The 24806-nt window shown below is 66.7% G+C and carries 20 protein-coding genes; 12 read left to right on the forward strand and 8 right to left on the reverse strand.

What is annotated here, in order from left to right; genetic code table 11:
• Window positions 1-168 precede the first annotated feature (168 nt).
• Both ACLN58_RS00790 and ACLN58_RS00795 read left to right on the forward strand, forming a co-directional pair.
• Entirely contained in the window at window positions 169-729 is a 561-nt protein-coding gene (locus ACLN58_RS00790) for a type IV toxin-antitoxin system AbiEi family antitoxin domain-containing protein (protein WP_415853370.1), read from the forward strand.
• Window positions 726-1586 carry a nucleotidyl transferase AbiEii/AbiGii toxin family protein gene (locus ACLN58_RS00795; protein ID WP_415853371.1) on the forward strand — a complete coding sequence of 287 codons (861 nt, stop codon included), beginning with the start codon at window positions 726-728 and terminating at the stop codon, window positions 1584-1586. Before ACLN58_RS00790 ends, ACLN58_RS00795 begins: the two co-directional genes overlap by 4 nt.
• Window positions 1587-1844: 258 nt before the next feature.
• Here ACLN58_RS00795 and mobF read toward each other — a convergent pair whose 3' ends face one another.
• The 8 genes from mobF to ACLN58_RS00835 all read right to left on the reverse strand — a co-directional run bounded on the left by mobF (window position 1845) and on the right by ACLN58_RS00835 (window position 13029).
• Window positions 1845-5384 (reverse strand): MobF family relaxase, encoded by a 3540-nt coding sequence (gene mobF, locus ACLN58_RS00800; RefSeq protein ID WP_415853405.1) that lies wholly within the window; start codon window positions 5382-5384, stop codon window positions 1845-1847.
• Between the two features lie 510 nt (window positions 5385-5894).
• On the reverse strand, window positions 5895-6878 hold the full coding sequence (locus tag ACLN58_RS00805; protein WP_415853372.1) for an SMP-30/gluconolactonase/LRE family protein: 984 nt from the start codon (window positions 6876-6878) through the stop codon (window positions 5895-5897).
• Window positions 6875-8020 carry a mandelate racemase/muconate lactonizing enzyme family protein gene (locus ACLN58_RS00810; RefSeq protein WP_415853373.1) on the reverse strand — a complete coding sequence of 382 codons (1146 nt, stop codon included), beginning with the start codon at window positions 8018-8020 and terminating at the stop codon, window positions 6875-6877. The genes ACLN58_RS00805 and ACLN58_RS00810 overlap by 4 nt, the downstream gene beginning before the upstream one ends.
• Window positions 8021-8107: 87 nt before the next feature.
• On the reverse strand, window positions 8108-8821 hold the full coding sequence (locus ACLN58_RS00815; RefSeq protein ID WP_415853374.1) for a gluconate 2-dehydrogenase subunit 3 family protein: 714 nt from the start codon (window positions 8819-8821) through the stop codon (window positions 8108-8110).
• A gap of 18 nt (window positions 8822-8839) precedes the next feature.
• Complete coding sequence (locus tag ACLN58_RS00820; RefSeq protein ID WP_415853375.1) at window positions 8840-10510, reverse strand: GMC family oxidoreductase; 1671 nt, start codon at window positions 10508-10510, stop codon at window positions 8840-8842.
• A 65-nt stretch (window positions 10511-10575) separates the two neighbouring features.
• A complete protein-coding gene (locus tag ACLN58_RS00825; protein ID WP_415853376.1) occupies window positions 10576-11193 on the reverse strand; it encodes a type 1 glutamine amidotransferase domain-containing protein in 618 nt (205 codons plus the stop codon).
• A gap of 175 nt (window positions 11194-11368) precedes the next feature.
• Entirely contained in the window at window positions 11369-12019 is a 651-nt protein-coding gene (gene dhaL, locus ACLN58_RS00830; RefSeq protein WP_415853377.1) for a dihydroxyacetone kinase subunit DhaL, read from the reverse strand.
• An 8-nt stretch (window positions 12020-12027) separates the two neighbouring features.
• Window positions 12028-13029, reverse strand: a complete 1002-nt coding sequence (locus ACLN58_RS00835; protein ID WP_415853378.1) for a dihydroxyacetone kinase subunit DhaK — start codon at window positions 13027-13029, stop codon at window positions 12028-12030.
• A 372-nt stretch (window positions 13030-13401) separates the two neighbouring features.
• On the opposite strand from ACLN58_RS00835, the gene ACLN58_RS00840 reads away from it, so the two are divergent.
• The 10 genes from ACLN58_RS00840 (at window position 13402) to ACLN58_RS00885 (ending at window position 24806) form a co-directional block, all read left to right on the forward strand.
• Window positions 13402-14106 carry a cysteine hydrolase family protein gene (locus ACLN58_RS00840; RefSeq protein WP_415853379.1) on the forward strand — a complete coding sequence of 235 codons (705 nt, stop codon included), beginning with the start codon at window positions 13402-13404 and terminating at the stop codon, window positions 14104-14106.
• A gap of 199 nt (window positions 14107-14305) precedes the next feature.
• Window positions 14306-15916, forward strand: coding sequence for a sugar ABC transporter ATP-binding protein (locus tag ACLN58_RS00845; RefSeq protein WP_415853380.1), 1611 nt, complete (start codon window positions 14306-14308; stop codon window positions 15914-15916).
• The gene (locus tag ACLN58_RS00850) at window positions 15913-16926 is read left to right on the forward strand and encodes an ABC transporter permease (protein WP_415853381.1); all 1014 of its coding nucleotides are present in this window, start codon (window positions 15913-15915) and stop codon (window positions 16924-16926) included. Before ACLN58_RS00845 ends, ACLN58_RS00850 begins: the two co-directional genes overlap by 4 nt.
• A 1-nt stretch (window position 16927) precedes the next feature.
• Entirely contained in the window at window positions 16928-17992 is a 1065-nt protein-coding gene (locus tag ACLN58_RS00855; protein ID WP_415853382.1) for an ABC transporter permease, read from the forward strand.
• A gap of 63 nt (window positions 17993-18055) precedes the next feature.
• The gene (locus ACLN58_RS00860; protein ID WP_415853383.1) at window positions 18056-19210 is read left to right on the forward strand and encodes a sugar ABC transporter substrate-binding protein; all 1155 of its coding nucleotides are present in this window, start codon (window positions 18056-18058) and stop codon (window positions 19208-19210) included.
• Window positions 19211-19393: 183 nt separating this feature from the next.
• Complete coding sequence (locus tag ACLN58_RS00865) at window positions 19394-20119, forward strand: FadR/GntR family transcriptional regulator (protein ID WP_415853384.1); 726 nt, start codon at window positions 19394-19396, stop codon at window positions 20117-20119.
• 229 nt (window positions 20120-20348) lie between these two features.
• Window positions 20349-21371 carry a LacI family DNA-binding transcriptional regulator gene (locus ACLN58_RS00870; RefSeq protein ID WP_415853385.1) on the forward strand — a complete coding sequence of 341 codons (1023 nt, stop codon included), beginning with the start codon at window positions 20349-20351 and terminating at the stop codon, window positions 21369-21371.
• Between the two features lie 128 nt (window positions 21372-21499).
• Window positions 21500-21982 carry a hypothetical protein gene (locus tag ACLN58_RS00875; RefSeq protein ID WP_415853386.1) on the forward strand — a complete coding sequence of 161 codons (483 nt, stop codon included), beginning with the start codon at window positions 21500-21502 and terminating at the stop codon, window positions 21980-21982.
• Between the two features lie 101 nt (window positions 21983-22083).
• Window positions 22084-23238, forward strand: coding sequence for a substrate-binding domain-containing protein (locus ACLN58_RS00880; protein ID WP_415853387.1), 1155 nt, complete (start codon window positions 22084-22086; stop codon window positions 23236-23238).
• A 62-nt stretch (window positions 23239-23300) separates the two neighbouring features.
• On the forward strand, window positions 23301-24806 hold the full coding sequence (locus tag ACLN58_RS00885; RefSeq protein WP_415853388.1) for a sugar ABC transporter ATP-binding protein: 1506 nt from the start codon (window positions 23301-23303) through the stop codon (window positions 24804-24806).

The following is a 24806-nucleotide window of genomic DNA, read 5'->3' on the forward strand; positions in this document are numbered from 1 at the left end:
TACCCTGTCGTCAGCGGTCCGTGCCGGACGATTGAGATGGGTATTTGATGAGTCTCCCGGCTCCGGCACGAGTTGCGGTCCGCATACCGGAGGCGCCCACCATGCTGGAACCAATCGTCATCACATATAATTATCTGTAAACGATTCGTGCCAAGAAGGAGGTGGCCCATGGCGAGAACCCTGACGCCGAACACCGCGAAGGACGAGGGACTGTCCCGCAGCGCCCTCTACCGCGCCGCGCGGGAAGGTCGCTATGAGCGGATCGCGCGCGGGATCTACCTGCCCGCGGATGCGGATGCGGCCGACTGGGACTTTATCGAGGCCGCGACCCGGCGTCCGGATGCAACGGTCTGCCTCGCATCCGCGCTCGCGCACCACGATCTGACCGACAGCATTCCCAAGGCATTGGACATCGCGATACCTCGCGGATCCCGCACCCCCGCCGGCAGCCCGTCGATTGCGTGGCACCAGTTTGACCAGGCCACGTTCGAGATCGGGCGGGAGGAGATGACGATCCCGGGCACGGATCTGACGATCGGGATCTACTCCCCAGAACGCTCGATCGCCGACGCGTTCCGGCTCCGTGGTGAGACCGGGTACGAACTCGCACGGGACGCTCTGAAGGAGTGGCTGCGACGCGGCGGCAAACCCGCAAACCTCATCGAGATCGCTTCTCGGCTCCCCCGAGCCAAAGGACCAGTCCTGCGGACGCTGGAGGCACTGGCATGACTGCGGGCGACGACACGTTCCGCAGGCTCCAAGCGGCGGCGCGATCGACCGCCGCGAAGACCGGCAACGCGGCGCCAACGCAGGAGTACCTGATCCGGCACCTGCTGGAGTCATTCCTCGATCGTCTGACGCGCACCGAGCACGCTGCGGACTTCGTCCTCAAGGGCGGCATCCTCCTCGCAGCCTATGGTGTTCGCCGGCCCACGAAGGACGCCGACTCGAACGCCGTCAACGCCGATGTCTCCTCAGAGCATGTTGCCGATGTGGTTCGCGACATCGCCGCAGTCCAGGTCGCCGACGGTGTCGTCTTCGATGTGGGGAGCATCGACGTGCAGGAGATCCGAGAGCAGTCCGACTATCCGGGCCTGCGGGTACGCGTCAGAGCAACCATCGGACCGTGGAGAGGCACCGCCGCGTGGGATGTGTCCACGGGCGACCCGATAGTCCCCGCGCCCCGCGCCGTCACGATCGCCAGAGTCCTCGGCGATCCGATCGTCCTCCTCGGCTACGCGCCCGAGACCACCATTGCCGAGAAAGGGGTAACCATCCTCGAGCGTGGCGTCACGAGCACTCGCTGGCGCGACTATGTGGACATCGTCCAGCTGGCACGTCAGGGCATCGACTCAGACGAACTGCTTAGGTCTGCGCACGCGGTTGCACGTTACCGCGGCGTCACCCTGGAGCCGATCGCATCGCACGTCGCCGGGTACGGCCAAGTCGGGCAGGCGAAATGGGCGGCATGGCGTCGCAAGGAAGGGCTTGAGGCTGTCTCGGAAGAAAGCCTTGATGACCAGATGACCATCGTCGCCTCTGTGCTAGATCCGGTCTTCACGCTCGACGAGGTCGAGCGGCGATGATGAGCACCTTCTCGTTCAGCCAGCGACCAATCGATACCAAGGGCCAACATGGCTCGTTCACGATCCGATGGCGCTCACCCTGAGTCGGTGCGCCGAGGAACTTCGTCAGAACCTCTCGCTCGAGAAACGCCGAGCGTCGAAGCATCCGGCGAGGTAGCCCATCGACGACATTCACACTTCGGAAGCGCTCGCGCTCTGGTGCCTGCGCCGGTCGCGGCCTAGTCGGGACGCCCCAGGTGAGGCCGCGGGTTTATCTGCTCAGAGCGATCGGCCGATCGGCTCCCTGCGAGGGGGGCGTTCCGGCGTGGGTTCGGCGTCGCGCGTGAGCGCGCGGGCTCGGTCAAGGGCGGCACGTGCTCGGGCGGCGTCGATCTTCTGCGTATCCTTCTCGGCCCGTTCTCCCGGGGGTGTGGGTCCGGTGATCCCGTAGCGGTCGCGGTACGCGGCGACGGTTCGCGCGAGGCGTCGCCAGCTCGTCATTGCTTGTTCGTCCCGGGGTGGGGTGCCGAGGGCGGCGGTCCAGCTTGCGCGGTCGTTGAGGGCTTGGTCGAGGAGGGCGTCTGCGCGGGCTTCGATGAGGGCGCGGCGCTCGTGGAGTGCCTGCCTCATCTCGGGACTCATGCTGCCGGTGGCTTCGGGGATGAGGCCGGCGATCAGCCGCGGTGCCTTGCGTGTGCGTCCGGAGCCCGCGGGGCGTGCTGTCGCCATGGCGACGCGGTGCTGGAGGACGGCGGCGATGTCGTCGGCGTCGCCGAACCCGTGCGCCCTGACCAGGCGCGGCAACAGCGCCTCGACGTCGTGGTGGTTGGCCTCGGCGCGCCGCAGCTCGGCGGTGAGTGCGCCGAACGCATCGGAGGCGATCGCCTCGTCCGCTTCCTCATCGGTGAGTCCCGAGGATCGGACGAGGAGTGCCCAGCGGTGGCGCTGGGCGGCTGCGGCGATGGTCTCGTACTCGGCGGCGAGCTGGGCGATCGACCCCCACTGCTCCTGCTCTTGAGCGATCGTCTCGTATGCGGAGGGCTCCGCGCCGACGTGCTGGAGCACCCCGCACAGGACGCTCCGTGCGGTGGCCTCGGCGGTGTCTCCGGGGTGCGGGCCCTCGTGTGAGGTGTCGGGCTTATCAATGGCGACGTAGGCGGTGTTGGATGCGCGGCCGCGGGTCATGGCGACGTACAGGTTCTCCCTCGTCATCGATTCGTCGACCAGGACGTGGGCGGCGTCGGTGGTGATGCCCTGAGCCCGGTATGAGGTGACCGCGTAGCCGAGGTCCAAGTGCTCGGCGACGTAGTCGGCCGGGATTACCACCGATCCTCCCCACTTGCGCCCCGCGCGACGAAGAGCAAGAGAGCCATCCTCACGGACGTCGACGACCGCCCATCTGTCGCCGTTGCGGACCCAGGAGCGGCCGTCGCGCAGGCGGCGGTCGTTGCGGCGGGTGATGACCGTGTCCCCGGCCGCGGCGCGGGTGCCGTCGTGCAGTCCGACCTCTCGCAACCCGTGTACGGTGCCGTCGAGGATCAGCTCGGTGCGCGCCCGGACGTTCAGGGCCGTGACTGTCTCGTTGGAGTCGGCGATCAGCAGGGCCGCCCGTCCTGCGAGCAGGTCGGCACGCCAGGCGGTGTAGGCGGCATCGGTCATCGCCTCCGTGTCGCCGTCATGGACGCGCCCGTGCTGGATGTAGGTGTCGATGGCCTCGGTGCGCCCGTGCCGGAGGTTGAGAGAGGCGGCCTTCTCCCACTCGTTCGTGAAGCGGTGCACGTCGATGAGCTCAGGCGCGTCGTCGCGGTCGTGCACGAGCAGGGAGAACGCTCCGCCGGCGTCGACGGACTGGAGCTGGGCGTAGTCGCCCACCAGGAGGACCTTCGCGCCTGCCTCGGCGGCGAGGCCGGTGATGCGGTCGAGGCTGAGCGTTCCGGCGAGGGAGGCTTCGTCGACGATGACGAGCTGGCCCCGGCTGAACGACTGCCCGGTGCGCTCGTGGGTGTCCCACCACTTCGCGGTGTTCTCCGTCTGGATGCTGAGGTCATCGGCGAGGACCTGCGCTGCGGCCGCGGACGGGGCGAGCCCGACGACCGAGCCGTCCCCGCGCTCGGCCTCCCACGCCTGCCGCAGCGCACTCATCGCGGTGGTCTTGCCCGCCCCGGCGGGGCCCACGAGGACATCGACGATGCGCCCGGAAGCGGCGACCTTGGCCAGCGCCCCGGCCTGGTCGGCCCCGAGCAACCGCCCCTGGCGGTCGGGCCTGGCGGTGATCTTCTCGACCGTCGCCAGCGACACAGTCGGGCCGGTGATCGCGCGGGACCGCTCGAGGAGGCGGTCTTCGGCTGCCAGCAGGGCCTCGGAGGAGAACACTGCCGAGTGCTTCGGCCGGAACACGCTGGTGCCGTCCGGGCGCTGGAAAACCGCGGGGCTGGTGGCGAGCTCGGGCGGGGTCAGCCGCAGCGAGGCGGATTCGGCGGCGTCCACGACCAGGCCGACAATGGCCTCGCGGTCTTCGGTCGTGGCGAACCGGTAGCCCATCGTCTGGCGTGCCGCCTCGGCCGTGAGGTTCCACCGCCGCCAGGTCGACCTCTTCTCCCCCACCGCTTCCACGACGCTCGCGCCGATCGAGGCGATCACGTCCAACGGCAGGTCGTCGGCATGCAACAGCAGCGGTTCCCCGTCTGCGGTGACGCTGCGCGCCCACCCGGTTGCGTCCGAACCCAGCATGCGGCTGGCGCGCTGCCGCCATTCGGCGGTCAGGTCCGCGAGGGAGCGGACGTCCTTCTCCGGGCGGGTAGTGAGGGTGGCCTGGGCGCGGAGTTTGATGACCGTGGTGTCCGAGGGCTGCCGGCCGTGCCGGGCCACGTACTCTGCGATCAGCCGGTCCTTCTCCTGGTCGATATGCCGCGAGCGCAGGGAGAACTCTGCCACGAGCTGCTCTGGGACGGCGGTGATGGCCCAGGCCGGGTTGCGGTCGCGGCCGCGGTCGCGTCTCTCCCATTCGACCCCGAGAGCACCCGTGAGGTGGTCGGCGAACACGGCTTCGTGGAGTTCGGAGAGCGCAACGGTCGCTGCGTGCATCGGGCGTGAGTCGAGGCTGCGCCACCTGCCGTCGAGCACGGTCTTGGCCTTGTTGGAGACGACGACGTGCGTGTGCAGGTGCGGATCTCCGGCACGGGAGTCGAAGTGGTCATACGCGGCCGCGATCAGGCCGGCGACGTCGACCTGTGCGACGGCGCCGTTGCGGCCGGTTGCACCCGCACGCGTGGCTGCAACCTCGCGCTCCATGTACGCAACCACGTCCGCAACCGCCGCATGATGCGCCGCCGCGATCCTCTCCTGCATCCCCGCGTCGGCGACCGCCCACAACACCGAGGCGGACTTCGGGATCGAGAACGTGAAGTCATACCCCGCCACCGCACGCCGCGACGGGGCAGCGGCTTCCTCGGACACGATCTGCGCGACCGCCGCCTCCCGTTCGCCATCGCCGAGGTCCGGGCCGAGCGCCTCCGTGCGCTTCTCGATCCGCTCGGCACGGCTGGCATACACCGGGTACGCGCGGCCAAGCGGATCCCCGCTCAGCGGGTCACGACCCATCCCGATCAGGAGCTGAAGCTGCGCCTCGGAAACCCTATCGCCTTCACGGAGCCGCCCGTCGCCCAGGGCGGTGACGCCCGAGCCGAGCCAGCGTCCGGGCGGGGTTCCTTCCGCGTTGTAGTACCGGGTCAACGGAGTCGAGAGCGGCCGGTTGCCATCACCCGCAGCGACCGTCCGCAAGAGATACCTGTAGCCGTCTCCCGCCGACATCAACCGCATCGACACCGTCACGCGCCCGCCTCCAGACCTGGTTCACCAGGTCAGGTGCACAGCAGCACCCCCGATCTGCCAGACGCGTGACGAGCCACTCGAGCGAGGCGTGTTCGAGTAGGCCCGCGACGACCGGCTCCTCGAGAAGCTGCGGGCTCATGGCCGAGGCCGCGGAACGCTGCCGGTAGTAGAGTATGGATCCCGGGGCCGGTATTGGTGGCAGGGACCTTCACATACAGGCTCGTGGGGCGTGATGTGTCGGTCTCGACGCCGGCCACCCCGACCCCGTGATCGGAGAGCTCGGCGAGGATGCGTGCACCGAAGCCGTACCTGCCCACGCGGCTGACCCAGTGTCCCCGTTTCCGCTGGATTCTCGAACGCCCAGAGCCCTGCGTCGTGCCCTCAGGCAGGCCGTCGGACTTGCTGTCCGGAAAGCCCGGCACGAAGTCCTAGGCGTCTGGGTCGTGCCTCGTCAGGCTGCGATCCTTGCCGGGGGCCAAGGCTCTGAGTCTCCCGGCGTTACTCCGCTTCCATTGCTGAACTGTTCTCGTCTCTGAAGGACCCTGGCGGGCGGCCCGTGGCCCCGGGCTCGAGGACGAAGATCGCCCCGGCATGCACCTCGTCGGCTTGCTGCCGTTCGGTGAGGCCGACGCTCGCCGAGGTGATGAACAGCTGGTTGAGTCCCGGGCCGCCGAACGCGACGCTGGTCGGACGGGTCACTGGAATCTTGATCGTCTCCAGGAGCCTGCCGTCGGGGCCGAAGCGCTGAACGCATCCGCCGTCCCACATCGCGACCCAGATGGTTCCTTCGGCGTCCACGGCAATTCCGTCCGGGGTCGCCACCGGGTGTGGGAGACCGACCAGCATCCGGCCGTTGCGTATGCTTCCCGTTTCGGGGTCGAAGTCGTACGCGTCGATCCGGCGCGTGCTCGAGTCTGTGAAATAGAAGGTGCGCCCATCGGGGCTCCAATCGAGGCCGTTGGAAATGGAAACGTCCCTGAGCACCGGCGTCGCACAGAGATCGGGCCCAATGCGGTAGAGAGAGCCTTGCGAGGGCGAAAGATCCGCTGCCATCGTTCCGGCCCAGAGCCGCCCGGCCTGGTCGCACGCGCCGTCGTTCATCCTGTTGCCGGCGTTCTCCGCCTCAACGGGCGCCACGAGCTCGAAGCCACTGCCGTCCCGCTCGACGAACGCGACGCCGTCCCGCACGGCGCAGACTAGACCTCCCGAGGTTCGCCCGGCCACCATCCCGATGGGCTGTCCCACATGGATGCTCCGGTCGCGCCCGGACGAGGTGTCCAGGCAGTGGATTTCACCCGCGAAGATATCGACCCACAGCAGTTGGGAATGTTGTTCGTCCCACCAGGGGCCTTCGCCCAGACCGGCGCGGGCGTCGAGTGCGATCTCCACCGAACGCATCTGTCCTCCTTGTCGCCCAGAAAACGGTCGCCGATACGGTCCGGGCTTGCCGAAAAGGCCAGCCCGGGCCGCAGCGGGATTCACGCGGCGATGTCGAATTTTCCGCCGGTGAGCGTGTACTTCTCGAGCGCTCCGTCGGGGAATTCGATTCCGAGGCCCGGCACCTCACGGGCCTCGACGTAGCCGTCGGTGATAGTGAGCGGCTCCTCGAGAAGCCCGTCCCAGCCCGGCCCGCCGTATGCGTCGAACTCGATCATCGGCGCGTTGTCGCAGCTCAGTATCATGTGCAGGCCTGCGGCCAGGGCGATGCCCGTGCCGGAGCTGCATGCGATGTGCGGAACACACCAGAGGTTCCACGAGCTGGCCATATCGGCAACTCGCTTGCACTCCGAGATCCCGCCGACACTCGTGCAGTCCGGCTGCAGGACATCGAAGGTGCGCCGTCGCAGCAGATCAAGGTATTCGAACCGCGTGAGCAGCGACTCGCCGCCGGCGAGCTTGAGCGACACCCGATCCGCGAGCCAGGAGTGGTCGTCGATGTACTGCGTCAGGCTGCGGGCCAGAATGGGCTCCTCGAGCCAGAGCACGCCGAGGTGCTCGAATTCCTTTGCGAGCGTGAGCGCCTGCCGCCGGTCAAAGGCCATATTGGCGTCGACCATGATGTCGACGTCGGTCCCCACGGCATCGCGAACGCGGGCGACCATGTCCACGCCGTTGCGGATGCTCGGCCCGTTGCGCAGCTTCATTGCGTGGAAGCCCTGCTCCACGGCGCCGACGCATTCGTCCACGATCTGCTCGGTCGGCTTGAGCGAGGGCGCGTAGTACGCCTTCACCTTGGACTTCGCGGCTCCGAGCAGGCGGTAGACGGGCTGGTTGCTGGCCTTGCCCAGGAGGTCCCAGAGCGCAATGTCGATGCCACTGACGGCGTAGGTCTCGATGCCGCGTCGGCCCCACATGTGGGTTGCGTCGAGCATGTCCTGCCAGATGGACGCCACGTCCAGCGGGTCGCGGCCGACCAACATTGGGCCGAGCTGTTGGTTGATGATTGGACCGACGGTGGGGAAGTACTCGGCCGAGAATCCCGCCTCGCCGATTCCCTCGATCCCTTCGTCGGTTCTGACCCGGACGATGATCCCGCCTTTGACTTTGACCTCCATGGCCCCCCATCGCAGGGGCTCGTCGAGGGGCACGCCCACCGGGAAGGCTTTGATCTCTGTGATCTTCATGATGTGATTCCTTTCGCGAGTGTTCGCATCCGCAGACGGGCGGGGCCGCAGACGCCGGCCGGGGAAAGCTGGCCCCGCCAGTCCTCCCTACTGCTCGCGAGGGGCAGACTGCCTCAGGTGTGGGATGAGGTCGTACCAGTCGTATTCGCCCTCATAGAAGTACGGCGTGGTGTCGTAGGTGCCGTCGATCGTGTCCTTGAGCGACTTCGGACCGGGGAAGCCGATCACGTTCCACCCCATCTGGTCCTTGTTCCCGCCATAGACCGGGTCGCCGTAGAAGCCCTGGCGGGTGTGGAGGCAGATCGTGTCGAAGAACGAGAGGTTCTCGTCAAACGATCCCTGCAGGAACGTGGTGACCGGTTCCTTGGTGCCGAGGGTGACCTTCTGGGGCTTCGGTGCGCCCGAGAGCGCGATGAGCACCTGATCCTGCTGTTCTTCCGTGAGATCCACGAAGGTCTTGCCATCGAGGTTGCGCGAGATCTCGTCGAGGGTCTTGACCCCCTGCCGGTACAGTTCCTGCATCTTGAACTGCCGCCCGCGCCACGCGTCGGCGTGCTTGCCGGAGAGCTTGAGGAAGCCCGAGCCGTCGGCGGAGGCGAAGATGTAGTCGATGCCAGAGACGTACCGGTCGATGAAGACCACGACGCGCGCCTCCTTCGCCCCCGGATCCTCGTCTGTCGGCATGATCCGAGCCGTCACTGCCTCGACCGTGTCCCATTCGTGCTGGGTGAAGAAGAGCCGCTCGTCCGAGTCCGGGTCGACCGGCGCGCCGACGGTTTCCCACTCTGATTTGAGAGTCATTTCACTGCGTCCTTTCCCTTAGGCCGGCTGCTTGAGCCGCTCGACACGGCCCTTGGAATAGGTGTTGACGATGTAGTCCGAGCAGCGCCACGCATTGGCCATCATGGTCAGCGTGGGGTTCACTCCGGTGGCTGTCGGGAAGCCTGAGCCGTCGACGATGAAGAGGTTCTCTACGTCGTGCGCCTGTCCCCACTCGTTGAGCACGCTCTTCGACGGGTCCGTGCCCATGCGCGCGGTACCGTGCTGATGGCAGGTGTTGCCCGTCATCTTGTCGAGGTAGACCGGCACCGTCTTGCGCGCGCCGGCGGCCTCGAGAATCTCGGCATTCTTATCGACCTGCCACTTCCCCATCGCGACGTCGTTCTTGTGCGGGCTGTGGGTAATCCGCGCAACGGGCAGGCCCCAGGCGTCCTGATAGGTGGGGTCGAGGTCCACGCGGTTGGACTCCACGGGCATGTCGTGGAGAATGAGCCCGATCTTCATCGCGTAGTTGAAGTAGTTCCGGTCCGCATCCTTGAGCGCCTCGCCCCAGGTGGGGCGGCCGGGGAAGACCCAGTTGACCGGGTGGCACGTTTGCGAGGCGGAGATGATGCAACCGCCGATGTGCCCACGATTCTCGTCCGTCTCATAGAACTCGAGGGACCCACCGGAGATGTAGTTCCCCGCGAAACCGTTGAGAGGCTCGTCGATCTCGTTGTCGAACAGGCCGACCGCGAAGAGGTACTCGTGGAAGGTCGCGTTCTTGCCCACGAGGCCCGAGCTGTTGGCCAGGCCGTCGGGGAACTGCGCGGAGCGCGAGAGCAGAAGCAGCCGGGCCGACTCGATCGCCCCGAGGGCGAGGATGACGACGCGGGCGTCCTGTTCCACCTCGTTGCCTTCCGGGTCGACGTAAATGACGCCGGTGGCCTTGCCGTCCTTGCCGAGCTTGACCTCCCGGACGAAGCTCTCGGCGCGGACTTCGAAGTTGCCAGTGGCGAGAGCTTCGGGGATGAACGTGGTGAGCACGTTCGACCGTGCTCCCGAGGGATCGCCGTACTGGTTCCAGAAGCTCGTCTTGTTGAACGGGTCTCGGCCATTGTGGTTGTTGGTGACCATGGCGTGCGGGATCGGGAACGCGTTGATGCCCATCTTGTTGCAGGCGTCATAGAACCGCTTGCCGTAACGGGTGGGGCGCAACGGTGGGCTGGGGTAACCCTTGGAGCGGTACGGCTCGTACTTGTCCGCACCGGCGATTCCGGAGACTCCAAAGGCCCATTCGACTTTGGTGAGGTAAGGCTCGAGGTGCTCGTAGCGGAATGGCCAGTCGGCCAGGTTCATGCCTTCGATGTCCCCGTGGAGGGTACGAAGCATGAAGTCCGATTCGCGGGGACGCGGAACCCACCCGGCCCAGTGGTTCGTCCCGCCGCCGACCATCTGGGGCGTCGGTGAGAACGCGAAGGGCTGGGCCACCTCTCCGTCGTTGTATCGCAGGGTGCGCGGGAAAAGCGTGGGGTCAGGCCACATGTAATTGCGATTGACGAACTTCAGCTCGTCGCCCGAGTAGTGCTCGTGCGCTCGCAACCACGGGCCGCGATCGAAACCGACGACCTTGAGTCCAGCTTCGCTAAGCACCTTCGCCGCGGTGCCGCCATTGGCACCCAGGCCGACGACGACGGCGTCGACCGACTCTGGCTTCTTCCTGATAGTCATTGAATCACTCCTGTTGGGGCCGGCAGCACGTGCCGATATGGGTTGAGAGTGTTGTGAAGGCTCGCCTAGGACACGGCAACGCCGGTCTCATACCGGCTGCCCGCCGGGTCGCCGGCAAGATCGGTCGCGCGGTTGTGGGTGGAGTGCTCCGAACCGGCCGCACGGCCCTCGAGGTGGGCGATGATCGCTCGCGTGAAGTCCGGGAGGTCGACGGGGGTGCGGGAGGTGATGATGTTGCCATCCTCGACGACCGGCTGGTCGACCCAGGTACCACCCGCGTTCTCGACGTCGTCCTTGATCGGCAGGTAACCGGTGGCCTTCCTGCCCTTGAGTGCGCCGGCCGAAACGAGCACCCAGCCGCCGTGGCAGATTGCGCTCACGAGCTTGCCGGACTCGTTCATCTGACGGACGAAGGCGATCATCTCGGGATGCAGGCGCATGTTGTCCGGGGCGAAACCGCCCGGAACCACGACTGCATCGAACTCCGACGGATCGGCGTCGGCGGCCGCGCCGTCGACCTCCATCGGGTAGCCCTCCTTGCTCTTGTAGCTGTCCTTCGTGCCGCTTCCCAGCACGTGGACGTCCGCGCCTGCCTCCTGGAGGCGAAGCAGCGGGTACCAGCCCTCGAGGATCTGGTACTCGTCTTCGATCAGCAGGGCGATCTTCGATCCATTGAGGCTCATGGTTTTGACCTTTCGTGTTGGTGTCTTGAAATGAACCACCCTCTAGAGGAGGGGGACGCGATGGGCATGAACTGCGGGAAGCTGACCACCGAAAAGACATTCATCAGGTTGTCAGGTGGTCTGAACTCTTCCGCATTGAAAAGGGAGTGTCAAGAGTCTTCGGTTCGTCGGCCCGCTAGGGCAGGGCGCGGGCAGCGGACCGCATCAGCATGGCCACGGAGGCCGCCCCGGGATCGATCACGCCGCGCGAGTTCTCGCGAGCGTAGCTCGACTTGCCCTTGCGCGCGACCATGTCCGCGGTCGCGTCACGGCCAGCTTCTGCGGCAGCAGCCGCTGCTTCCAAGGCCGCTGACAGCGACGCTTCCCCGGCTTCGACTTGCTCTCTGAGGGTGTGAATCGCCGGGGCCAAGGCGTCGTACATCGTCTTGTCCCCCTGTTTGACCTTGCCGCGTTCCGCCACCCCCTCGCCTGCGGATTCGAAGGCGCGCACGAGCAGCTGGGCGTCCAGAGCGCTTGCCCCGCCGACTGTGCGCGCCATCCGGAGGAAGATTGTGCCGTAGAGGGCCCCGCTCGAACCGCCGACCGAGGAAACGATGTGCATCCCCACGCCCTTGAGGAATTCGCCCGGAAGAGCCTCCTCGCCCCATTCGGGGATGACCCGCAGAAGGCCGCTCATCCCCCGATGCATGTTCGAGCCATGATCCGCGTCGCCACTCGCGGAGTCGAGGTCACTCAGGGCCTCGTGCTCGTCGAGGATTCCGTGGGCGAAGTCGAGGACCCATCGCCGGAGGTTCTCGGTCGCAAGCCCCGTGTTCAAAGTCTCCATATTCTCTCTCATCTCCCCCATCGAAGTGCTGCGGTTTCCACGGGCGCATCCCAGAGCCGGGCGAGCTCCGGATCCAGCTCGAGGAAGGTGACCGCCACTCCTGCTTGGTCGAGGGACGTCACGAAATTCCCCACGAGCTGGCGCGCTATGCGTACGTTTCTCGCTTCCGCTGCTGCGGCCAATTCCCCGGCCATGAGGTACAGCTCCTGATGAGGCGTGCCGCCCAGGCCGTTGACGAGCATGAGGAGGTCCGCCCCCTCCGGGGGAGCGAGGTCGGTGAGGACCTCATCGACCATGAGCTCGGCGATGTCGCGAGCGTCCTGGAGCCGAACGCGCTCGCGGCCCGGCTCGCCGCTGATGCCGATGCCCAAGTCCATCTCGGCGTCGCCCATGCGGTACACGGGCTTGCCCCGAAGGGGCGGGGTGCAGGACGAAAGGCCGACGCCGAAGGTCCCGGAGCGGTCGACGACCCGCTGCGCTATGGCTTGGACCTCGGAAAGACCAGCGCCCTCCTCAGCCGCCGCACCCGCGATCTTTTCCACGAGCACTGTGGCGCCCAAGCCACGTCTCCCGGCAGTCTGCCCGTCGTCGGGAATGGAGACATCGTCGTTGACGATCACCTGGGCGATCTCGATGTCCTCGAAGTACAGGATCTCCTGCGCCATGCCGAAGTTCATCACCTCGCCCGTGAAATTCTTGATGACGTGCAAGACTCCCCTGCCCATGTCGGCGCGCCGGGTGGCGGCTGCTATCTGGTTCGGCACCGGTGAGGTGAAGACTTGGCCCGGGACCGCCACGTCGAGCATCCCATGCCCCACGAATCCCGTGTGCGTGGGCTCGCAGCCGGACCCACCGCCTCCCACCAAGCCGACCTTCGGCGTCGTCGGAAGGTTCTTCCGCTGGAGCACGCGATGGTCGTCATCCCATTCGAGGACGTCATCGTGGGCGCGGACCAGCCCACTCAAATAGTCATCCACGACCGTCGCGGGGTCGTTCATAAATTTTTTCATCAGGTCTCCCCGAGGCCCCCGCACTTCGTCGTCGGGCGGGCCCTCGTCCAGTTCGATGGTTAGACATCAGGTGGTCGGACCAGAAGTGTCTCCTCCCGACCGCTTCCCCGTCAAGCCCCCCGGTGAAGCTTCTCGGCATCGCCTCGGGAAGCTTCTCAGGGTCGTCTCACATCAGGTGAGCGACATCGCGGAAAGGTGTTGACACCTGCTTCAACCCTCTCGTAGTGTTCAGACCACCGGATCACCTGCCACCTTGGTCATCCAGATCCCCGCTATTTCTGACATCGGCCGTTCGCGGCATCGGAACGGCCGAGGCGGAGGAGCAAAGGCCGGCGCTGCAACGCTGCAGGCGCCACAACAGGAGGAAAGAATATGTCGTCCCTCGACTACACCTACGAAAACATCGACAAGGTCATCGACCGGTCGCACTACCTCGCTCCCACCATCGATCCCGAGAAGACCATGCTGCTCGTGCTCGACATGCAGAAGGCCTGTGCTGAAGAGGGTGGCGCCATGTACATCCCCAGCATCGGCGGCGCACCCGAGGGCAAGGATGTCATCGAGCCCGTCAAGAACGTCCTCGACGCCTGCCGGGACAAGGGCATCCCCGTGGTCTGGTCGCTCTGGGGCCTGCGCCGAGACGGCAAGGACGCCGGCTACGCCGACGTCAAGTGGGGCCTCGAGGGCCAGCTCGGCAAGTTCCCGGGGTCTTGGGGTAACGGCGGCGACGAGTTCGTCGACGAGCTCAAGCCGCTCGACGGCGAACCGGTGATGCGCAAGCACCGCTTCTCCTCGTTCTACGGCACGCCCCTGAACGAGTACATGCGCCGCGCGGGCGCCGACACCCTCGTCATCGCCGGCCTCTCGACGGCGAACTGCGCGCTCACGACCGCGATCGACGGCGCCAACCAGGACTACAAGGTCGTCGTCCTCGCCGACGCGACCGCGGCCATCCCCTCGGGCCTGGACGACCCCCTCGGCTACGGCCAGCACTGGGAGGCCCTGCGCAACATCCAGGCCAACCACGGCGACGTGCGCACGAGCAGGGAATTCCTCGAGCTCATCGACGCCGTCTAGTACGACCCCGAGCCTGCCCCGCACCCGCGGACCACCACCGCGGTGCGGGGCTTCCAGCACCGCGCCCGCCCGCTGTCGTCCTCCTCGCGACTCCCGCCCTTCTCTCCCTTTTCAAGGGCAAAGAAGGTGCATTGGATGTCAGACCACCTGATCACCTGCGAACTGGAAAGCCTTCGCTTCGACAATGAGGTCGCTGAAAATGAACACCACCGAAAACCAACATGGCGCCCTGACGGGCTCCAGCGACGTGCCAGTCGTCTCCGTCCGCGGTATCGGCAAGGTCTACCCGGGCGTCGTGGCCCTGGCCGACGTCGACATGGATCTGCGTGCTGGCGAGATCCACGGCCTCCTCGGCGAAAACGGAGCCGGGAAGTCCACGCTCATCAACATCCTCTCCGGGACGGTGACGCCGAGCGCCGGGTCCATTGCGATCGATGGCGAAGAGGCGGGCATCTCGAATCCGCGCAATGCCCAGGACCTCGGAATCTCCACCGTCCACCAGGAGCAGTCACTCGCCCCTAATCTGACTGCCGTCGAGAACATCTTCCTCGGCCGAGAGATGGTCGCCGGCCGAAACTGTGCCGTAGGAATCCTCGACGAGAGGGGGATGCGGGCCCGGGTGCGCGAACTCGCACATGAATTCGGCCTCACGCACCGCGACATCAACGTCCCCGTCGAAGCCCTCGGCGCGCTCAAGCAGCACGTCGTGCAGATCATCAAGGCCCTGGCCTTCCGTACGCGCGTTCTCATCCTCGACGAACCCACCTCCGGCCTCGCCGACCATGAGCGCCTGACCCTCTTCAGCTACATGCGCCAATTGCGCGAGAAGGGAATTTCGCTCCTGTGGGTCACTCACCGTCTCGATGAGCTCTTCGGGCTGGCGGACACCATCACGGTGCTGAGGGACGGTCGACTCGTTGCCAACGTCGATCCTGCCAAGCACACGGCAGACTCGCTCGTGCGGCTCATGGTCGGACGCTCGAACCTCGCCGCGCGGGGGGACATCGCCGACGGCAACAGCACCAGTGGCTATCTCGGCCCCAGGAACGAAGTCCTCCGGCTGGAGGCCGTCACCCGCCACCCGCGCCTGCACGAGGTGTCGCTCTCGGTCCGCCGCGGCGAGATCTTGGGGCTCGCCGGCATTGCCGGTGCCGGCCGGACCGAGACCGCGATGGTCATCCTCGGTGCCGACCGGCCCGACTCCGGCCAGATCTTCCTGCACTCGAAGCCAACTGTCATCCGCTCGCCGCGGGAGGCCCGGCGGAAGGGCGTCATGTATGTCCCGGAGGAGCGCAAGACCCACGCCATCCTCGGTGACTTCTCCATCAAGAGGAACATCACCATCTCCGACCTGAGGAGAACCGCCGCTGCGGGACTCTTCCTGCGCGGCTCCCAGGAGTCGGCGACCGCCAAGAGGTTTGTCGGTGATCTGGGCATCAAGACGAGCTCCGTGCAGGAAAGGATCCGCAACCTCAGCGGAGGCAATCAGCAGAAGGTCGTTATTGCGCGGTGCTTCTTCACGAATCCGGATCTGATCATCTTCGACGAGCCGACCCAGGGAATCGACGTCGGCGCCAAGGCCGAGGTCTACCGCCTGATCTACGACTTCGTCGATCGCGGCGGAGCAGCCATCGTGATCAGTTCCGAACTCCCGGAACTGATCCGCGTCTCCGACCGCATCGCCGTGATGCGCGAAGGAACCATCGTCGGCGAACTCGAGGGAACGGGGCGCGATGAAGCCGCCTCGGAGACGAGCGAGCTCGGCGAACAGATCATCTCGCTTGCGACCCGAGGGGCTGCAGCAGCATGAGCGTCCTCCAGCGTTCTTCACGGGCTCTGGCGATCGACGGCGTCGCCGTCTCGATCGCCTTCCTGGCCATGTGCGTCTATTTCGCCCTGGCCTCGCCCTACTTCCTCAGCCCGGACAACATCTACAACACCTTCGTCGAATCGGTCCCGGCCATCCTGCTCGCCGCGGGTCTCACGTTCGTGCTGATCAGCGGGGGCATCGATCTGTCCATCGGCTCGAACATCGGGCTGAGCGCGGCGGCCACCCTGTTCGCCTCGATGAACGGGGCGCCGGCCGTTGTGGCGGTCCTTGCCGGCACGGCCACGGGATTCGTCATCGGCCTCATCAACGGAACCTTCGTCGCGGCTCTCGGACTGAGCGACTTTGTCGTCACCCTCGCGACCCTGAGCATCGGCGCCGGCACCCTCCAGGTCTTCACCGTCCACACCCAGCTGACCGGCACCACGGACAGTTCTTTCCTCACCCTCGCGGGCGGGAAGATCGCCGGCGTCCCGACCGGCGTCCTCATCGCCGCCGTCATCCTCGTCGTGCTCGAGGCCGCCCTCGTCAAGACACCGTTCGGACGATCCGTCTACGCGGTCGGAATCAACCCGGACGCGGCCTATCTCGCCGCGGTCGGTGTCCGCAAGACCAAGTTCACGGTCTTCGTCATCTCCGGGGCCGTCGCCGGCATCGGGGGCGTGCTCCTGGCCTCCCACCTCAACTCCGTGCAGCCCGGACTCGGCGGCGGGTACGAACTGACGGCCATCGCCGGGTGTGTCGTCGGCGGCGTTTCCCTCGCCGGCGGGCGCGGCAGCATCTGGCGCGCCGCCGTCGGAGCGTTCTTCCTGGCCGTCCTCAACCGCGGCCTGCAGCTGATCGGCGTCGACCCGCTGTGGTTCTCGATCGTCACCGGCGCGGCCATCGTCGCCGCCGTGGCATTCGACCGCGGCGCCCAGAAGTGGCTGCAGACCACCCTGCGCCCCATGGCCCCGGCGCGGGCCGCGGGCCCGAACCCCAGCGAGGCATGACATGTCTTCTCCTCCCAGCGCATCCAGCCTCGGCCGCCGGATCCAGGCCCTCCTGGCCAAGCCGGGCTCCGGCCTCGTGGTCCTCCTGGTCCTGTTCATCATCCTCATGACCTTCGTCTCGCCGTCGTTCCTCAGCTTCGGGAACTGGGAGAACATCGCGAACCAGGCGGTCTTCGTGCTCCTGCTCGCCTTGGGCATGACGGTCGTCCTCATCGCGCGAGGCATCGACCTCTCCGTCGGATCAGTCATGGGGCTCTCCGCAGGCGTCGGCGCCTACCTCATCACGCAGGGCCTCATCTTCCCGCTCGCACTGCTGGCCGGAATCGGATGCGGGCTCGCGTGCGGCCTCGTGAATGCCCTCCTGATCACCAAGCTGGGGCTGCCGGACTTCGTTGCGACGCTGGCCATGCTGGGCGTCGCCCGCGGCGCCCTCTTCCTGTGGACCAAGGGAACGCCGTTCACCCGCTACATGACACCCGAATACCGCCTGGTCGGCGGCCAGGTGAAACTCGCCGGCCTCATCAGCATTCCCGTGCTGGTCGCCCTCGTCCTGTGCATCGCGGTAGCCCTCATGCTCCGAAAGTCCGTGATCGGCCGCTACCTCTACGCCGTGGGCGGCAACCCGGACGCGGCCCGCCTCTCTGGCATCTCCGTCCCCGCGGTCCAGACGTTCGCCTATATCGTCAGCGGCGGCTGCGCGGGCCTCGCGGGAGTCATCATGGCCGGGCGGGCCACCAACGTGGCACCCACCCTCGGAACCGGCTACGAGATCCTCGCCATCACCGCCGCGATCATCGGCGGCGCAGCGCTGACGGGCGGGCGGGGCCGAATGATCGGCGCCATTCTCGGTGCGCTGACCATCACCCTCATCACCAATGCCATGAACATCGCCGGCATCACCTCCGAATGGCAGCAGATCGTCACAGGAGCCATCCTGCTCTTCGCCGTGCTGCTCGACCGACTCACGGCGTACTTCAAGCAGCGCCAGAACAGCGCCGAAATCGAGCACGCCCCACAAGCCCGGAAGCCGGCGCCCGTCCAGCAGGTCGAACAGGCAGTGGGCTGACCCCTGCACCGAACCCGTCCGCAGCACCCGAACCGCAGTCCCCAGCCTCAAAGGAGAAATGACATGGGAACCACCTCCCCGAACGAGAATGCCAGGCCCGGATCCACAAGGCGCCAGATGCTGGGCGCCGGCGCCCTCTTGGGCTCGCTGACCCTGCTCTCCGCCTGCACGGCCCCGCCCGGCGGGGCCACGGGCGGTGGCGGCGGCGGTGCCGGGGCAGCACTGGCCGGGAACGCGGACTACGCCGCGGCGGTCAAGAAGCTCGTCAACGGCCGCACCGTCCAGGTCGGCTTCACCCCGCCCGTGCTCTCCGAGTACTACACCCAGATGGAGAACGCCGCGTTCACGAGGATGGCCCAGCTCGAGGACCAGTACGGCGTCAGGTGGAAGTGGGAGAAGTCCTCGCCCACGGGCAACTTCAACGCAGTTGAGCAGCAGATCAGCACCGTCCAGACCTGGACGAGCCGCAAGTTCGATGTCGTCTTCATCTGCACGGGTGCAAACTTCGCGACCATGCAGGGCGTCTACAAGAAGTCCATGGACGCCGGGACGAAGATCTTCCAGTTCAACCAGCCGGTCGAGCTGTACCCCATCGACCAGATCAACACCGTCTCCAATATCGGGTACGACAACCGTTGGCAGTCCGGCTACGTAGCCGGAAAGTTCATCGCCGACACGCTCAAGGGCAAGGGCAAGATCGCGCAGATCATGGGCCCTTCCGGCTCCGACTGGTCCCGCGCGCGCCTCATCGGCTTCAATCAGGCGATGGCGGAGAACCCCGGCCTTCAGGTCGTTGCCACGGCCGACGGCGGGTACCTCCGCGACAAAGGCCTCTCCGCGGCCCAGGACCTCCTCACCCGCCACCCCGACATCAACGCCATCTACGGCGAGAACGAGGACATGGCGCTCGGGGCCTCCCAGGCCGTCGATGCCGCCGGCCTCAAGCAGTGGGACGGGTCCCAGGGAATCGTCATCGTCGGAGCAGACGGCCTGCTCTCCGGCATGGACGCCATCCGCAACGGGAAGCTGACGGCCTCCGTCGACGTGAACTCTGTGGACAACGCCATGCAGATGATCGACATAGCATTCCAGTCCGTCGTCCTGGGCAACTACGTCCCGAAGATCTCGGACATCACGACGCATCTGGTGACCAAGGACAACGCGGACGCCTACGCCGCCTACATCAACAGCATCATGGCGCCCCCCAAGAAGTACTGAGGCGAGGATCCGAACTGCCCGCGTGAGGCGGGGCGCAGCACCGCCGGTGCCCGCCCCGCCTCACGTCGGAACACGGTGGCCGCCTTAGCCCCAATGCGCTGGAGATCGGACCACCTGACCAGTATCATTCAAGAGTCACCCGCTGGGGGGAGACCGAAACACCCGTCAGGGGAAGGAAGAACGATGGCCGAGACTGCCAGCAGGATCGAACGCGTGGAGCGGCTCCGGGTCTCCGACTCGGTAGCCGCCCAGCTGACCCAGCTCATCACCAAGGGCGTCTACGCCGTCGGCGAGAAGCTCCCGCCGGAGCGAGTGCTCGCAGAGGAATTCGGTGTGAGCCGCAGCTCCATGCGCGAAGCCATCAGAAGCATCGAAGCCAGCGGCCTGGTCAGCAGCAACCACGGCGTGGGCGTCTTCGTCGTCAGCAACACCGTCGCCTCCCAGGCGGGCTCCGACCTCCTGGTGTTCGAAGGCTTCACCGTCCCCGAACTGTTCGAGGTGCGGCGGATGATGGAAAGGGACGCCGCGGGCCTGGCAGCACGGCGCATCACGCCTGGGTACGCCTCAGAGCTCCAGGACATCCTCAGCAGATGCGCCGACCCGGACCTCCCCAACGAGGAATTCGTCAAGCTCGACTTCAAGCTGCACCAGACGATCGCGAAGGCCTCCAAGAACGGACTGCTCGCCACGATATACGGCAGCCTGGAGCCGATGATGGTCAAGTATTCGCACCGCGTCATCGACCTCCCGGGCCGCCGTGAAGACTCGCACAGGGGCCACACGAAGATCGTCGACGCTGTCGTCGCAGGCCGAGTCCGCGAAGCCCAGAATGCCGCTGTAGCCCACATCCGCGACGTGGAAAGGGATATCGCCAAGAACATCGCCCAGCCCACCGCGACCCCGGCGTAGCTGCGGTCCTCAGCTCGCCTCGGGATAGCCCGTCGGCGGGACTCTGGCGCCCGTCGGGCAGCCCGTCGCTTCTGCCAGGCAGGCCCCGCCGGGAGCCTCTGGGCGCCCGGATATCCTTAGACGTGGACTCGGTCATCCTCGAGCAGGACGCCGTCGGAGGGAGTTGCCGTTGCCAGGGGCGCCAAGAGGCTCGGTCACGGGCGCATCACGCAAGCCCAGCATCAACGACGTGGCTCGGATGGCCGGTGTCTCGTATCAAACGGTCTCGAGAGTCATCAACAATGCGCCGGACGTCAGCGCCTCGACCCGCGAACGGGTTCTCCGGGTCATCCAGGAGATCGGCTATCGCCGCAATCGGACGGCGACCACCCTCGTCACCAACCGCTCCACCCTGGTCGGAATCCTCACCGACGGCTCCCCCCGCTTCGGCCCCGTCGGGACGCTCATCTCGCTCGAGAATGTCGCCCGTCTGAAGGGCTACGGCACCACAGTTGTCACCGTCGAGGAACCCTACGAAATATCCGTGCCGAACGCCCTCGACACGCTGGACGACATCGGCGTCGACGGCATCATCGTCATTGCGCCGCGGCTCTCGATGGCCTCGGCCGTGTGGAAGGCCTCGATCCGGGTGCCGGTCGAGATGATCGCCGCCGGCGCGTCGTCGACTCCGAACGTCTTCACCTATTCGGAGAACCAGGAACTGGGCGCCCGGATGGCCACCGAGCACCTGATCGACCTCGGGCACACCGACATCGCCCACATCGCCGGCTCGATGGAGTGGTTCGACGGCCGCGTCCGCAGGCGTGGCTGGGAAGGCGCACTGCGCGACGCCGGCCTGCGGCCGGGGCTCTGCCTCGAGGGAGACTGGAGCCCAAGGTGGGCGTATGAGACCGGCCTGCGCCTCGTCGCGGAGGGCCGCGTTCCTCAGGCCATATTCGCGGTGAGCGACCACACCGCTCTGGGCCTGGTCCGAGCCTTCGCCGAGAACGGCGTCAGGGTGCCCGAGGACGTCAGCATCGTCGGCTTCGACGATGTCGAAGGTTCGGATTTCTTCCTGCCGCCGCTGACCACCGTCCGGCAGGATTTCCCCGCCTTGGCAAGAGGCAGCATCGACGGGCTGATCGGCGCAATCGAAGGCCGCGAGGTCGACCGGACCCCGAGTGTCCCGACCCTCGTAGTGCGCAAGAGCGCGATCGCCGCAAGGCTCCGCCAGCCAGCCACTAGCGCAGGCGCGCCTCCCCCGACGATATGACGCGCCCCGCAAGCCTGGACTCTGCGGCCGTCTTTTTGTGACTCTTGACACATAGACCGTGAACGTTCACGATAGATGGAGTCGTGAACGTTCACGGCAACAGCCCGACGAGGATGAGGGAGCCGGAGATGGCCAGTGCGAACAACGCGAAGGCGCTCACCGCGCTTCTCCCGGACGCACGGACGGCCTCCCAATGGCGCAACGCCGAGCAGCTCCTCCTCGCCGCCCCCGGCAGCATCGATGCGATCGGGACAGCAGTCAACGCCTTCGTTCCGGTCAACACCTCGGCGGTCGTCGGCGTCTTCCAAGGGGGCGCCCTCTGGGCGAGCCTGGTTGTCACCCTCGACGCGGATCGCTCGGTGATCGCAGCGATGACGGTCGACGGCAAGGAAGTCGAACTGCGCGGAGACATGGCAGCGGTCTCGGCCGACGTCGTGAAGTGGGTGGAGGCCCGCCACGGCCGCTGCTCCCTGGGACTCTTCTTCGACAAGCCCTACGCACAGGCGTTCCTGGGCTCATCCGACAAGGCTGCGGCAATCCGCGCAGCCTCGGCCGCTGGCGGGCTCGTCCTGTCTCCGGTCCCCCCCGCTCTGGCCCTTGCGCTGGCCTGAGCGGCCCCACCCGCATCGGCACTTCACGGGAGCCGTCGCCCAGCCCGGGCTCTTGCTCCACCCCACCCCTTTCCCCTCCCAGACAGGACTGGAGAACACCTATGATCCGCAGAACAGCCCTCTTCGCAGCAGCCGCGGCCATCGCGCTCGCGGCCGCCGGGTGCAGCTCATCGACGAGCGCCACCGGAGGAACGGACTCCGCCGTCTCCCAGAAGGCCGAGACCGCCCTCAAGCAGGTCACCGGGCAGGTGCTCAGCAAGGGCCCGAACGGCGAGACGCCGTCGCCCGCCTCGGCCACGACCCTGACTCCGGACGAGATCTCGAAGGTCAAGGCCATGGGCGCCACGGCCGCGATCGCCATGCACTACGGCGGCAACGACTGGGCGACGGCGCAGATTGCCGGCCTCAAGAGCGAGTTCGAGAAGCTCGGCATCAAGGTCATCGCCACGACGGATGCCGATTTCAAGCCGGACAAGCAGGTCTCCGACCTCGAGACCGTCATGACCCAGAAGCCGAACATCATCGTCTCGATCCCCACCGACCCCGTCGCGACCGCGACGGCCTACCGGAAGGCCGCACAGGCCGGGGCGAAGCTGGTCTTCATGGACAATGTCCCGCAGGGCTTCACCGCGGGCAAGGACTACGTTTCTGACGTCTCGGCGGACAACTACGGCAACGGCGTCGTCTCCGCCCACGAGATGGCCAAGGCCCTCGGCGGCAAGGGCAAGATCGGCGTCATCTTCCACCAGGCCGACTTCTTCGTGACCCAGCAGCGCCACCAGGGCTTCAAGGACACCATCGCGAAGGACTACCCGGACATCCAGATCGTCGAGGAGAAGGGCATCGCCGGCCCTGACTTCGCCGGCGACGCTCAGGCGGCGGCGAACGCGATGCTGAGCAAGCACGCGGACCTGTCGGGCATCTGGGCCGTGTGGGACGTCCCGGCCGAGGGCGTCATGGCGGCGGCCCGTGCTGCGGGACGCCAGGACCTCAAGATCGCCACCGAGGACCTCGGCAAGAACGTGGCCATCGCGCTCGCGAAGAACGACCTCGTGGTCGGCCTCGGCGCCCAGGTTCCGTTCGACCAGGGCGTGACCGAGGCTCAGATCGCTGCCGGATCCCTCCTCGGCAAGCAGGAGCCGGCCTACGTGGCGCTGAGCGCCCTGCCCGTGGACCACTCGAACGTCCTCGATGCGTGGAAGCAGGTCTACCACGCCGACGCTCCCGCGGACCTCCAGAACTCGTACAAGAAGTAGGGGCCAGAAGCAGCAGAACCAGTCGGGCGGGGGCTGATGCCCCCGCCCGGGAGGGACAACCCATGAACACGCCAGACAACGCCGTCGAGATGCGGTCCATCTCCAAGGCCTTCAACGGGGTTCCGGTCCTGAAGGAGGTCGACTTCGAAGTCCGCAAAGGCGAAGTCCACGCACTTGCAGGCGGCAACGGCGCCGGCAAGTCAACCCTCATGAAGATCCTGCAGGGCGTCTACCAGGCAGACGCCGGCGAGATCCTCATCGACGGGAAGCCGGCCGCCATCACTTCCATCCAGGACGCGAAGTCCGCCGGCATCGGAATGGTCTTCCAGGAATTCAGCCTCGTGCCCAGCCTGACGGTGGCGCAGAACATCTTCCTCGCCTCCGAGCCGCTGGCCGGCGGCTTCATCGACGACCGTGAGGCCGTGCGCCGAGCCAGGAGGCTCTTCGACGAGATGGAGGTCCGCGTCGACCCCAAGGCCGAGGTCTCGCGCCTCGGCACGGCGTACTGGCAGCTCACGGAGATCGCCAAGGCACTGTCCCAGAACGCGGGGGTGCTCATCATGGACGAGCCGACCGCGAGCCTGGCCAGACACGAGACGGAGGCCCTCTTCGAGCTCATCGACCGGCTCAAGGCCCGCGGCATCTCGATCATCTACATCTCCCACCGCATGGACGAGGTGTACCGGATCGCGGACCGCATCACGATCCTGCGCGACGGGCGCCGGCTGCTCACGGAGCCGCTGTCCGGCCTGACGCCCGAGCAGATCGTCGAGGGCATCGTGGGCAAGAAGATCGAGGGGCAGCTCGCCTACCGCGCACGGGACCACGTTGCGCACGACGGCGTCCCCCTCCTGGAGGTGCGTGGGCTCACCTCCGGCCCCAAGGTCCGGGACGTCTCCTTCGCGCTGCGGCCCGGAGAGATCCTCGGACTCGCAGGCCTCATGGGCAGCGGGCGCACCGAACTGGCCCGCACGCTGTTCGGCATCGACAAGGCCACGAGCGGCGAGATCCTCATCAAGGGCAAGAAGGTCACGATCGGCTCGCCCAAGCAGGCGATCGCGGCCGGGCTCGCCCTGATTCCGGAGGACCGGCGCGCTCAGGGCCTTGTCCTGGAGCACTCCGTGCGCGACAACCTCCTGCTCCCACTCCTCGGAAGCATCAGCCGCGGCCCGCTCCTGGACGTCGGCGCGGGCAAGAAGCTCTCGTCCTCGCTCATCGACAAGCTCGCGGTGAAGGTCGCCCACCCGAATCGGCCTGTCAGGCTCCTCTCGGGCGGCAACCAGCAGAAGGTCGTCATCGCCAAGTGGCTGGGCACCGACCCCGAGGTGCTCATCCTCGACGAGCCAACGGCCGGCGTCGACATCGGCACGAAGAGCGAGATCCTCGACATGATCCGGGACCTGGCGAGCACCGGCAAAGCGGTGATCGTCATCTCCTCCGAATATCCCGAACTCCTTGCAGTGAGCGACCGAGTCCTCGTCCTCAAGGAAGGTTCCATCATCCAAGACCTGCCTCGCGGCGACATCGCCGACGAGGAGTCCCTCCAACTCGCAGTCCAGGGAGTCTGA

Origin of the sequence: Sinomonas sp. G460-2, from assembly GCF_047759905.1 — a bacterium.
In the GTDB taxonomy this organism is placed as follows: Bacteria; Actinomycetota; Actinomycetes; order Actinomycetales; family Micrococcaceae; genus Sinomonas.